Annotated in this window: 10 protein-coding genes and 1 pseudogene; 7 read left to right on the top strand and 4 right to left on the bottom strand. The window is 68.9% G+C overall.

Annotated features, from left to right (window positions below; all coding sequences use genetic code 11):
- Positions 1-462 precede the first annotated feature (462 nt).
- Complete coding sequence (locus ACH45E_RS39985; protein WP_361453854.1) at positions 463-1,584, bottom strand: PP2C family protein-serine/threonine phosphatase; 1,122 nt, start codon at positions 1,582-1,584, stop codon at positions 463-465.
- 267 nt (positions 1,585-1,851) lie between these two features.
- On the opposite strand from ACH45E_RS39985, the pseudogene ACH45E_RS39980 reads away from it, so the two are divergent.
- Positions 1,852-1,965, top strand: a pseudogene (locus ACH45E_RS39980) (cold shock domain-containing protein); the annotation flags it as partial.
- Positions 1,966-2,342: 377 nt separating this feature from the next.
- Positions 2,343-2,570, top strand: a complete 228-nt coding sequence (locus ACH45E_RS39975) for a hypothetical protein (RefSeq protein WP_361453856.1) — start codon at positions 2,343-2,345, stop codon at positions 2,568-2,570.
- 47 nt (positions 2,571-2,617) lie between these two features.
- Here ACH45E_RS39975 and ACH45E_RS39970 read toward each other — a convergent pair whose 3' ends face one another.
- Complete coding sequence (locus ACH45E_RS39970; RefSeq protein ID WP_361453859.1) at positions 2,618-2,752, bottom strand: hypothetical protein; 135 nt, start codon at positions 2,750-2,752, stop codon at positions 2,618-2,620.
- A gap of 65 nt (positions 2,753-2,817) precedes the next feature.
- Positions 2,818-3,891, bottom strand: a complete 1,074-nt coding sequence (locus ACH45E_RS39965; protein ID WP_361453862.1) for an integrase core domain-containing protein — start codon at positions 3,889-3,891, stop codon at positions 2,818-2,820.
- Between the two features lie 498 nt (positions 3,892-4,389).
- On the opposite strand from ACH45E_RS39965, the gene ACH45E_RS39960 reads away from it, so the two are divergent.
- From ACH45E_RS39960 to ACH45E_RS39950, 3 genes are all read left to right on the top strand, one after another.
- On the top strand, positions 4,390-4,845 hold the full coding sequence (locus tag ACH45E_RS39960) for a MarR family transcriptional regulator (RefSeq protein WP_361453865.1): 456 nt from the start codon (positions 4,390-4,392) through the stop codon (positions 4,843-4,845).
- Positions 4,846-5,333: 488 nt separating this feature from the next.
- A complete protein-coding gene (locus tag ACH45E_RS39955) occupies positions 5,334-6,683 on the top strand; it encodes an MFS transporter (protein WP_399042521.1) in 1,350 nt (449 codons plus the stop codon).
- Positions 6,684-6,719: 36 nt separating this feature from the next.
- Entirely contained in the window at positions 6,720-7,310 is a 591-nt protein-coding gene (locus tag ACH45E_RS39950) for a sigma-70 family RNA polymerase sigma factor (RefSeq protein ID WP_361453868.1), read from the top strand.
- A gap of 18 nt (positions 7,311-7,328) precedes the next feature.
- Here ACH45E_RS39950 and ACH45E_RS39945 read toward each other — a convergent pair whose 3' ends face one another.
- Positions 7,329-9,494: a SpoIIE family protein phosphatase gene (locus ACH45E_RS39945; protein ID WP_361453871.1), complete on the bottom strand. Its 2,166-nt coding sequence runs from the start codon at positions 9,492-9,494 to the stop codon at positions 7,329-7,331.
- A gap of 333 nt (positions 9,495-9,827) precedes the next feature.
- On the opposite strand from ACH45E_RS39945, the gene ACH45E_RS39940 reads away from it, so the two are divergent.
- Together ACH45E_RS39940 and ACH45E_RS39935 are read left to right on the top strand one after the other, a co-directional pair.
- Entirely contained in the window at positions 9,828-10,259 is a 432-nt protein-coding gene (locus ACH45E_RS39940; RefSeq protein WP_361453874.1) for a hypothetical protein, read from the top strand.
- A 106-nt stretch (positions 10,260-10,365) separates the two neighbouring features.
- Entirely contained in the window at positions 10,366-11,550 is a 1,185-nt protein-coding gene (locus ACH45E_RS39935) for a CoA transferase (RefSeq protein ID WP_361454029.1), read from the top strand.
- Positions 11,551-11,571: the final 21 nt, after the last annotated feature.

The following is an 11,571-nucleotide window of genomic DNA, read 5'->3' as shown; positions in this document are numbered from 1 at the left end:
CGAAGCGTGGAGAACGGCCGTCTCCGCTGTCCCGTGAAGAACCGCAGGTCAGCAGGACGAGTGACCCGCGAGGTTAAACGCCAAGCTGAGGCATTGGCCACCGTCAAGCGGAAAACGCTATGACCTTGGGCCGGCTCTTCCCTGAGCTTGTGCTCGACCTGCCAGCGCTGCGGAGCCAGGATTCCGTTGGCGCAAGAGTGTCAGTCACGTCGGTTGAGTCCTTCGCGCTTGGGTCCTTCGGGCTCGGGTCGCCTCAGAGTCTCACACCCGGAAGAGCCCAGCATCTGTGCTGAGCCGAACAGCGAGAAAGCGTCTGGCCAGGGCGTTTCGATGCGCCGGCCGGTCCGGGCTGCGCACCCGTTCCCATGCGAGGTCGCCGAGCACGACGGGAGGCATGCCATCACTGCCAGGGCTGACAGGTCCTGGCCTGGTCGAGGACGAGCGGAGTCTGGCGGCCGGGGATCAGACTGCCAGGCGGCGGATCGCGACTACGGCCGCGTCGTCGTTGAGGTGTCCGTCGACGTGGGCCAGCAGGTCCTGCTGGAGATGGCGCAGCAGATCGTCGGGGTCGTCCTTGGCCCACTCCGTCGCCCGTTCGGTGAAGGGGTAGAAGACGCCGTCGGCATTGCGCGCTTCGATGACGCCGTCTGTGTAGAGGAGCAGCGAGTTGCCGACCTCGAACGGGAAGGTCTGGACGTCGTAGGCGGCGATGCCGAAGACCCCGCCGAATCCGATCGGAAGGTGGCTCGCCTCGGCCACGAGTGGGGTGAGCTTATTCCCCCGCAGAAGGAGCGGCGGTGGGTGGCCGCAGGAGATGAGGTGGACGACCGGATCGTGGTCGGGGATGTCGAGCAGCATGGCAGTGGCGAAGTCCTCGTTGGTGTCCTGCTCTGTCTGTGATCGCCACTGGCTGGTGTCCCAGCGGAACGCGCCGTCCAGGTGGACGGCGAGGCGGGGGAGGGTGGCCTGCCGATGGGCGGCCGTGCGGAAGGCGCCGAGCAGCAGAGCGGCGTTGTTGATCGCGGGCAAGCCGCTGCCGCGTACGTCGCCGATGAGGAGCCGGGTGCTGTGGTGGGCGGTCCGTGCGGCCGCGTACAGGTCTCCGCCCAGGTCGGCTTCTTCCTCGGCGGGGATGTACATGCCGGCGATCCGCAACGTGCCGGCGTGTGTGGGCAGTAGCTGCAAGAGCACACTCTGCGCTGCCTCGGCCACCGACCGCACCCGGTGCAACTGCCGCTCGCGCCGGTCCCGCACCACGCAGAAGGTGACACAGACGGTGGAGACGACGATCAGGGCAGCGACCTGGACCTGGATGTTGGCGGTGGGCAGGACCCCTCTGAGCACGCCGATCAGCACCTGGGCCGCCACCGCGAGAGCTCCCATCAGCGCTGTCACGCGGGCACCGGCGAACGCCACGGTGATCGCGGGTGCTGCCACCAGCAGTGGACCGAGGTGGATGTGCGGGGGAGCCAGCACATCGACCACACAAGCGGTGACGATCAGCCCCAGTGGGATCACGACCAGCGCGGGTGCGTGACCCGGCCGCCAGGAATGCCGCAAGTCCAGCCGCGCTCGAAGGGCCATGCCTCAAGCCTTCCACCTCCCTCCGCATGCGGGGATGTCGCCGCTCCGGAGACCGGGTGCCGTGGCTGTGTGAGACGGAAGTCGTTCATCGGACGCCCTGGACGAGCAGGCCGCCGACAGCGATCTCGGCCGGTCGCCCCACGAGACCGGATGCTCAACGGCTTCAGGCCGACCGAATGCGGCCTTCGATCGCCCCTTCCACTCGTCGGCGGGGGAGCGACCACCCGCGTGCAGCCGGACTGTCCCGTGTCGGTCGGCCGCCAGTAGTGGTTCAACGCCGAGAAGGGCTTCGGGTTCATCACCCAGGATGGCGGGCCCGACATCTTCGTCCATTACAGCAACATCACCGGCAACGGCTACCGGGAACTGGTCTTCTCCGAACTAAAGAGCTGACGTTCGCCCGCCGGGGCTGAGCGTTGGAGTGATGGGTGTCGCGGATGAGGCATGATTGGGGTCATGCAACCGTCGTCGAAGCGTGAACGCCCCGGGGTTCTGCCCCTGTTGGGGCGGCTCGGGGCGTTGCCGTTTATCTGGGTCACCATCGCCTTGGTCATGGCGGTCATCGGATTGCTGCCCGATGCCCGGCTGCCTGGGCAGGGAGGTCGTGGAACGCGACCTGTGCCCCATCAGCTCGCTTCTTCTCTCAGTTGAGAGCCCCTTCCCGTGCCCTGGGTGCGGGAGGGATCACGCGCGCCCGCTGGGAGGGCTTCGAGTAGCGCGCCTTCTCTCACCCCTCGGTTCGTATCGAGGGAAGACACATGTCCCTGCTCAACAAGATCAAGAGCGTTCTCGGCCGTCGACGTCCTGCCCAGCCTCCGGCCGACGACCGCAGTGAGGAAACGTCGGTCAGTGAAGGGCCGGCGGCTCCCGTCGGGGAGGCTCACGACGCGTCCTCAGGGCTGAGGAACTCCCTCGCGCGGGGCGCCGCAGAAGGGACCGCCCGGGAGACCCTGCGGAAGATCTTCGAGGAACTCTTCGACGACTAGAGTTCGGCGGCCTGGGCGGCCCGCGTGATCACGCGGGCCGTCCGAGATCACTCCGCCTTTTCTGCGGCGTCGATGGCGTCGAGGCATTCGTCCTCGCTGATCTGCGGGATCTTGGCGACGCGGCGGCCGAGAGCCGTGATCTGTTCTTCGAGGGTGACGGTGCCGAGGTTGAGGACAAACACTGTTGGGTGCCAAAAGTCCCGCACATGCGTTGAGCTGGGCCTTCGCCAGACTGTCGTGATCTTCGTCAGGCTGTGTCGCGGTACTCGTGGATGAGTCCGCTGAGGACGTCGTGGCGCTGGATGTGTTGGGCGGGGAAGGGGATGACGTCCGGATCGTCGGCTGGTGCGCGAAGGTGCAGGGCCCGGTGCGGCCTTCCGGAGTTGTAGTGCTCGGCGTATTCGGCGAGGACACTCCGTGCGTGTTGCTCGTTGTAGATCAGCATCCGGTCGGTGCACTCGGCCCGCACGCTGCGGATGAACCTCTCCACGTGGGCGTTCATCCGCGGTGTCTGTGGCGTGCTCTTCAGGATCTCGATGCCGTCGGCGGTGAAGACGGCGTCGAACGCCTGGGTGTAGCGGCTGTCGCGGTCGCGTAGCAGGTAGCGGAAGCGGGCGGCGCGGTCTGCGAGGTTGGCGAGGAGGTTCCTCGAGAGCTGGGTGGCCCAGGCTGCGGTCGGGTGGGCGGTGACGCCGAGGATGTGCACGGTGCGGGTGCCGACCTCCATGACCACGAATGCGTACAGCCTGGTCAGCGCGGCGGTGTCCACGTGGAAGAAGTCGGCGGCGAGCAGGCCGGAGGCCTGGGCGCGTACGAACTCGCGCCAGGTCGGGGCGCCGCGGCTTCGTCTGGGTGCGGGGCCGAGGCCGGCGCTGCGCAGGATTCGTCGGATGGTGGAGGCGCCGACGCGGTGGCCTAGGCGCCGCAGCTCGCCCTGGATACGGGTTGAGCCCCAGGTCGGGTTCTCGCGGGCCAGGCGCAGGATCAGGGCGGTGAGTTCCTCGGAGATCGGCGGGCGGCCGGTCCGTGCGGGTTTCTGCTTCCACTTCCAGCGCAGTAGTCGCCGGTGCCAGGTGAGCAGGGTGCCGGGTGTGAACAGGCGGTGTCGGCGCAGCCGGGAGGGTAGGTGCCGGGCGAGGGCGGCGAGCACTGCGCGGTCCGGCCAGGTGAGGTGTGGCCGGACGCCGAGCTGGCGGCGCAGCACCGCGTTCTCGTGGCGCAGCGCGAGCAGCTCGGCGTCCTTGGACTGCTGCGAGCGGGAGAGCAGCAGGAGCAGTCCGAGGAGTCGGAGGAAGACCAGGTAGAGCATGCGCAGCGCCATGGGGTCCGAGCTTGCCGTGATCGCCCGGAGTCGCAAAGTGCCTGGTCAGATACTGTACGTCACTTCTGGAACCCTACAGGGCACCTGAGAAGAAAGTTCGGCCGCTGCTCCCGCCTGGCGGGACGTACCGCTGATCGGCCTTTTCTTGCAGGTCAGGGCCGTGTGGCGTGGTCTGCATGAAGTGGATATCAAGATCGTCCGAGCCGGTCAGATGTACCGGAAGAGACCAGTGAGCGCTGTGACCTGCCGCGATGGGTGCGCGATGGCCCCTGACCTGCGCGAATGACCTTTCGGTTGTTTCACGCTCGTGCCGGTCGATGGGGCCGGAAGTCCCAGGAAAGTCCCAGAGGACTCCCACTGCTGACGGACGCCCTTTCGGCTCCGTACGCCAATGGGAGCTTGTCGAACGCCCTGTTGCCGACGAGGGTGCTGGAACCTCGATGTCGGGTGACACAGTAAGATTGCTTGCGCCAGTAACTATCATGTATGCTGCGATGCATGCGGGACCATGATGCCGTCGGCCTGACCGATGACGAGCGGAGTGTGATCCGGGCTCTCCGTCCGGCGATGGCGGCACTGATGCGGGTCTTCGACGAGGACCTGGAGAAGTCCCAGCGGCTGAGTCATGCCGAGTACATCGCCATGATGTTCCTCTCCGAGTCGCCCGGGCGCACCATGCGGCTGAGTGACCTGGCGGAACTCTGTCAGCAGTCGCCCTCCGCCGTGGGGCGCACCGTGAGGCGTCTCGAAGCCGAAGGTCTCGTCGGGCGGCAGCAGTCCGTTCAGGACGCCCGTTCGTTCAACGCCGTTTTGACCGGGGCGGGTCTGGCGCGACTGCGGGAGGCCGCGCCGGTGCACGAGGCCAGCGTCCGCCGGCACTTCTTCGACCGGCTCGAAGGGGTCGACCTCGGCAAGCTCGCCGTTGCGTTCCAGCGCATCGCGCGGAACCCCTGACTCCTGGCCGCGCCTGCTGCTCGTGACCTGCATGCACCGGAGGGTGCGGGAAGTGGGGGTGACGCCGGGTTGCGGGATTTCCCCCCCTCATCGCTTGGCGGTATCGGATCCTCGCTCCCGTTTCGGATGGTCGATGCTCAACGGCCGGCTGGGTGAAGGCGGTGAGCGTGGCGGCATCGGCGTAGGGGCCGTCTGCACGGCTGTGGGGCGCTCGTGCCTGCCCCGGGTGTCGGGTTCGAGCGCGGTCGCGTCGCGGGAAGGTAAGAAGTTACGTGCGCGAGTAAGTTTTTCCCGGGAGGGGTGGGTGGGCATTGATTGCGAGCGCGAGCAAATTTATAGTTGCGAGCGCGAGTAAGTAACTCCTCTTTGGAAGGTCGGCCATGGCCACCACGCACACACGTGCCCACGGACACCGGGCGAGGCACCACACCGTGGAGCTGTCCGCAGTCGGTGTGTTGATCCTTCTGGCAGGCGCCTTTCTGCCGATCATGGACTTCTTCATCACGAACGTCGCCCTGCCCAGCATCGACAGCTCCCTGCACGCCTCGGCGGCCTCGTTGCAGCTGGTGATCGCCGGATATGGCGTCGCCTACGCAGCCCTGCTGGTGCTCGGCGGCCGACTCGGCGACCGGTATGGCCGTCACCGGCTCTTCCTCGCCGCGCTCGTCGGTTTCATCCTGGCCTCGCTAGCCTGCGGACTTGCGTCGGGTGTCGGCGTGCTGATCGCGGCCCGGATCGTCCAGGGGGCCACCGCCGCGCTGCTGGTGCCGCAGGTGCTGGCGACCTTCCATCACACCCTGGACGGCGAACGCAAGGCGCGTGCCCTCGCCCTGTACGGGGCGACCTCGGGCATCGCCGCCGTCGTCGGTCAGCTGGTGGGCGGGCTGCTGGTCGGCGCGGACATCGCCGGCACCTCCTGGCGGCCGATCTTCCTGGTCAACGTGCCCATCGGGCTGGTGGTCCTGCTGGTCGCCGCCCGGATCGTGCCGGCCACGCGGTCCGAGCACCCGGTCGGCATCGACCTGCCCGGCACGGTCCTGTTCGCCGCCACGCTCGTCGCCCTGCTCGTTCCGCTGACCGAGGGGCACTCGCTCGGCTGGCCCTGGTGGACCTGGCTGCTGCTCGCCCTGGCTGTCGTCCTGGGAACCGTCACCTATGTGGTCGAGAAGCGCGCTGAGCGGCGCGGCGAGGTTCCGCTGCTGCCGCCGTCGCTGCTGCGGCTGCCGTCGATGTCCCGCGGACTGGTCATGGTGCTGGCCTTCAGCATCGGCTTCGGAGCGTTCATGTTCGTCTTCGCGCTGACCGTCCAGGACGGGCTGCATGCTGACGCCCTGCACGGCGGCCTGGCGATCCTGCCGATGGCCCTGCTGTTCTTCGCCGGCTCCGTCCTCGCCCCGCGGCTGATCTCCCGCTTCGGACGGGCTGCGATGTCCGTCGGCGCCGTGCTGCAACTGGCCGGGCTGGCTTGGCTGGTTGCGGTCCTCCTGACGGCCTGGCCGCATGTCTCCCTGTGGGCCATGGCCGCCCCCCTGGCCCTGGCCGGGGCCGGGCAGTCGATGCTGTTCGCCGGACTGTTCCGCAGTGTGCTCGCCGATGTGCCCGCCCATCTCGGCGGCATCGGCAGCGGCACGCTGATCACCCTGCAGCAGAGCGGGCTCGCGCTCGGCGTGGCCACGCTCGGCACGCTGTACATCGGCCTCGTACCGCATGGCGTCTCACACGCCTTCGCCGCGGTGGAGTACCTGCACATGGGCATCGTCGCCGTCCTCGCCGTCGGGGTCGCCGCGCTGCCCCGCTTCACGCAGTCCGTCTCCGACATACCGGTGGCCGAAGCCTGAGGCCAGGTCGGTGCCGCACTCCCGGAGGGAGCCATCATGACCACAACCGAACGGGCCCCGGCAGCAGGGGAGTTCTCAGCGGACCGGCAGGCCGGCTTCGCATCCGCCGTGGAGTACCTCGACAGCCTGTACTTCGCTGCCCTTCGCACGACCTGTCATCCGGCCGATGCCGATGCCGAGGACCTGGTCCAGGACACATACGCCAGGGCGTATGCCTCGTTCCACCAGTTCCGCCCCGGCACGAACCTCAAAGCCTGGCTCTACCGCATCCTCACCACCACCTTCCTCAACTCCCGCCGCGCACAGAGGAGCCGACCACCGCTCGACGCCACCGCCGAGATCGAGGACTGGCAACTGGCCCGCGCCGAGTCGCACACCTCGACGGGTCTGCGTTCCGCGGAAGCCGAGGCACTGGACCGGCTGCCCGACGCGGATGTCAAGGCCGCGCTCCAAGCGCTGTCCGTGGGCTGCCGGATCGCCCTGTATCTCGCCTACGTCCAGGGCTTCACCGTTCGGGAGATCGCGGACATCATGGGGACGCCCACCGGGACGGTGCTGTCCCGGCTGCACAGGGGGCGCAGCCGACTGCGGTCGCTGCTGGGGCAGTACGCCACAGCCGCGAGGTGAACAGGTCGTCGGAAGCGGTCAGGGTCTGGTCAGTTCGAACCAGACCGACTTGCCGCGCCCACTGGGGGAGTTGCCCCAGGACGAGGCCAGGGCATCGACGATGAGGAGTCCCCGGCCGTGTTCCGACTCGCTGTCCGTCTCCCCCGAGGCGAGCACAGGTGCCGGCAGGGGTGGCCGAGGATCGGAGTCGCGTACGTCGACGCGCAGCCGGTTGCTGTACTCCCGGAGCCGGACCTCGACCTCGCTGTCGGCGTGCACCAGACCATTGGTGACCAGTTCGGTGACGGCCAGCTCAAGGTCGGGCGAGACGGCTTCCCAGTCCCATGACCGTGCCTGCGTACGCATGAACCGGCGGACATCGGCGACCGCACGAAGGTCGTGACGCTGGACGAACGTCCGTGCCACTCGCTGGCGTCGGTCGGCGTCCAGGCCCAGGAACTGGGCGATCAACACCACCGCGTCGTCGTCCCGTCGGCCGCCGGTGCCCGTGATGTCGAGCAGGCGGTCGGCCAGGATCTCCAGTCTCGGTTCGCCGGGTGCCGTGAGGCGCGCGTACAGCGCCTGGAGACCGTCGTCGAGCGGCATCGTGTGGGAGTGGACCAGCCCGTCCGTGTACAGGACCAGGACGGTTTCCGCGGGGAGCGGGACCCGCGCAGAGCCGTAGGCGGTGTCGGGCCGCACGCCGAGCGGTATGTCCTGCGGCAGTTCGGGAACCGTGAAGGGCCGGCCGATGTGGCCGAGCAGCGGTGCCGGGTGTCCCGCGGACGAGATTTCGGCGGATTCGGCTTCCGGGTCCAGCCATACGCAGCAGCAGGTGGCGAGCAGGTCGGTGCCGAGCTCCGAGAGGAGTCGGTTGGTGCGGGTGAGCACGTCTGCCGCGCGGTGGCCTTCGGCGGCGTAGGCGCGGATCGCGCTGCGGATCTGGCCCATGGTCGTGGCCGCACGTGGTGTGTGTCCCTCGACGTCGCCGATCACCAGGCCGAGAGCGCCGTCGGGGAGGTTGACCACGTCGTACCAGTCGCCGCCGACGGTACCGGTCGTCGCCGTCACGTAACGGGCCGCGATGTCGACTTCCGCGTGGTGTGGGAGAGCATGGGGCAGCAGCCCCTGTTGCAGTTCCTGGGCCAGCCGGCGTTCGGCCTCGAACTGCCGCGCCCGGCCGATGGACTGGGCCAGGAGCTGTGCCACCGTGGCCAGGGCGGCCCGTTCTTCCGCCCTGAAGGTGCGCTGGTGGTCGAAGCCCAGGGCGAGGGTTCCGGTGTCGTGTTCGTCGATCGCCAAAGGGAGCAGGCAGTAGGCCGAGATCGGTTCGTCCGTGTCCACGGCTTCGAAGAAGAGGGGCCGCTCCGGGGGTGGACGTGGGCCGGTGGTCGTCTCCTGTTCCAACGCGCCCGTCGAAGCGTTCGCGAGTCGCGCGGCGAGCGCGGGGCCCGCTCCGCTGTAGCCGAGCAGGCGCGGCCGCCCTTCGTCGATGACCGAGATGGCCAGACACCTGGCTCCGAAGGGTTCCATGATCCGCTCGATCGCCGTCTCGACGACGTCCCGGAGACCGGGGGCAGAGCTCAGCTCGGCAGTGAGTCGGCCGATCTGGTACACGAGCGACAGGCTCACCGACTCCAGCAGGGCGTCCTCCTCCGCGGGAGGAGCCAGGACGAATCTCGGCGCTACGGGGTGGCGTCTTCGCGGGGGCACGCCGGCGCGCACGCGCAGAGCCCGGGAGAGATCCTCTGCAACGCTCTGGCAGTGGTGCTGCATCCTGGCCGATGTGGCCGCCCATTCGACCGGGTCGGCCCACATGAGGACGATGACCCCGAAGGACCGTTCCTCGTCGTCGACCAACGGGGTGGCCACTATCGCGTACGGGAACGGCATGGCCGGGCGGACGCCACTGGGCGTCTGTGTCCGGACGCGGACACACTGGCGGCCGGTGCGGTAGGCGACGGCTCCGGTGTACCGGTCGTCGTCGACCGGATGCCGGTCCGCCACGGTGAAGATCGACAGCGGGTCGCCGACCACGACGACGTTGGACAGCGTCCGGCCGTCTTCCAAGGGGAGCATCGCGGCAGCGGTGGTTGCCCGCAGCTCGCGCACCGCGTTCTGCAGGGCTGCGGCGAGCATCCGGTCCTCGGCGCCGAGAGCCGTCAGGGGACTCGCCGCCCTCGCGAGGTTTCCCTCGTCTCCCATTGCCGCTCCAGAGGGCCGATCCCTTTGTTCGAGGCTATACCGCATAGCCTCGGCGTTCGCCTCGGCCGGCTCGCCCGTCGAGGCTCGGGCGATGTCTGCCGCGTGACAGGTGCGGCGGTTTTCCCGGCCCTGACCTGCGCCGGTGACCAGCCGGGCCCGGTGCTGAGGGTAGCGCGGGGAAACCGGGTCTGACCTCGGCCGATGGCGCGTTTTCCGCGCACAAACATGCGTCAGCTCGTCGTTGACCGGCGATCCGCGGCGGGGCCAGGGTGATGGGGGCAGGAGATTCCGGTCACCTGTTTCCGGTCACCGAACTGCGTGCAGGAGGCCGCCGTGCTCCAGACACAAGCCCGTGAACACACCGATCGCGTGGACGACTCCGAAGTGGTTGCCGCCGAGGCGGCCCCGGTCGGCATGCCGACCGCACCGGCGACCTGCCGCGAACTCTTCTTCCAGCGCTGCCTGTGGTGCGGCACCCCGGACTACCGGCGCCCGTTCTGCCGTGCCTGCGGATCCGTGGCCTTCGTTCTGGAGCGCAGTGCGGGTGTCGGAGTCGTTGTTCGCCGCAACGGCCACGCCCAGCACAACACGTGGTTCGTCGCGATGGACGAGGGCTTCCACCTGCTCTGCCAGGTCGTCGGGACGGCGCCGGTCGTGGTGGCGGTGGGGGTGCGGGTGACCGTCGTTCGGGCGGTCGAGGCGATTGGCCGGGGCCTTCCCACCGTCGAACTCATCCACCCGGACCAGCCATCGGAGCGCTGGTGACGCCATGGAGTGCCGGCGACAGCAGGTCGGGCGTGACGATCAGAGAGGGGGGTGCGTGAGCACCCAGCATGACGTGCCGGACGGATGGGTCGACGGCCTCCAAGGAATGAGGCAGGGGGCGCTGGACGGCCTGCGCATCGCCGACTTCTCCCGGGTCCTCGCCGGACCCTACGCCACCATGCTCCTCGGCGACCTCGGTGCCGACGTGGTCAAAGTCGAGCGGCCGGGCATCGGGGACGAGACCCGGGCCTGGCACCCTCCTGCGGACAGCGACGGTACGTCCACCTATTTCCTGAGCGTCAACCGGAACAAGAGGTCGGTCGTCCTTGACCTGACCACGAAGTCCGGCAGAGAACAGGCCCGCGCCCTTGTCGCCGAGTGTGACGTGGTGGTGGAGAACTTCCGCCCCGGCACGATGGAGCGACTGGGCCTGGGGTATGAGGAACTCCGCGCCCGGAAACCAGAGTTGGTCTATTGCTCGATCAGTGGTTTCGGTAGCGGCGCGGGTGCGGCGATCCCCGGCTACGACCTGCTGGTGCAGGCCGTCGGTGGGCTGATGAGCGTGACCGGCACCGCGGACGGGGAGCCGGTGAAGGCGGGCGTGGCCCTGGTCGATGTCATCACCGGTCTGCACGCCTCCCTCGGTGTCCTCGCCGCCCTCCGGCACCGCGACGCCACCGGACAGGGCCAGCGGGTGGAGGTGAACCTGCTCGGCTCGCTGCTGTCCGCGATGGTCAACCAGGCGTCGGCGTTCGCCGTCGCCGGCGTGATACCGGGCCGCATGGGCAACGCGCATCCGAGCATCGCCCCGTACGAGACCTTCCAGACCGCCGATCGTCCCATCGCACTCGCCGTGGGCAACGACCGGCAGTTCGCGGCGCTCGCCGAGGTCGTGGGGGATGCCGGTCTCGCTCTCCAGGACCGCTTCCGCACCAACGCGGAGCGGGTCGCCCACCGCGCCGAACTGCGGGACATCCTGACGAAGCTGCTCAGTGCCGCGGGGGCCGACCACTGGTCGACCGTCCTGCTGGCGGCCGGGGTGCCCGCCGGACCGGTCAACACCCTCGACGACGCCTTCGCCTTCGCCGGCGAACTCGGCCTTCCCGGCATCGTCGGCATGCCCGCCGATCTCGCCGACGGGGAAGGAAGCCGGCCATCCCGCCAGGTCGCGCACCCCATCGCGCTGAGCGGGACACCCGCGCAGTACCGCCTGCCCCCGCCGGATCTGGGCCAGCACACCACCCAGATCCTCCACGGCCGGTCGGACGGGCCCGACCGTGCCTCCGAGTGACCCAGAGCACTCCCCGACCGT

This window comes from Streptomyces sp. NPDC020299 (assembly GCF_044387825.1).
Taxonomy (GTDB): domain Bacteria; phylum Actinomycetota; class Actinomycetes; order Streptomycetales; family Streptomycetaceae; genus Streptomyces.
Note: the sequence above shows the minus strand (reverse complement) of the source record. Positions and strands in the feature narration are given on the sequence as shown.

Coding starts and splice junctions, on each gene's coding strand:
- ACH45E_RS39935 (WP_361454029.1), top strand. CDS start 10,366: ATGAGGCAGGGGGCGCTGGACGGCCTGCGCATCGCCGACTTCTCCCGG.
- ACH45E_RS39975 (WP_361453856.1), top strand. CDS start 2,343: ATGTCCCTGCTCAACAAGATCAAGAGCGTTCTCGGCCGTCGACGTCCT.
- ACH45E_RS39945 (WP_361453871.1), bottom strand. CDS start 9,494: ATGGGAGACGAGGGAAACCTCGCGAGGGCGGCGAGTCCCCTGACGGCT.
- ACH45E_RS39950 (WP_361453868.1), top strand. CDS start 6,720: ATGACCACAACCGAACGGGCCCCGGCAGCAGGGGAGTTCTCAGCGGAC.
- ACH45E_RS39985 (WP_361453854.1), bottom strand. CDS start 1,584: ATGGCCCTTCGAGCGCGGCTGGACTTGCGGCATTCCTGGCGGCCGGGT.
- ACH45E_RS39955 (WP_399042521.1), top strand. CDS start 5,334: ATGGACTTCTTCATCACGAACGTCGCCCTGCCCAGCATCGACAGCTCC.
- ACH45E_RS39965 (WP_361453862.1), bottom strand. CDS start 3,891: ATGGCGCTGCGCATGCTCTACCTGGTCTTCCTCCGACTCCTCGGACTG.
- ACH45E_RS39960 (WP_361453865.1), top strand. CDS start 4,390: ATGCGGGACCATGATGCCGTCGGCCTGACCGATGACGAGCGGAGTGTG.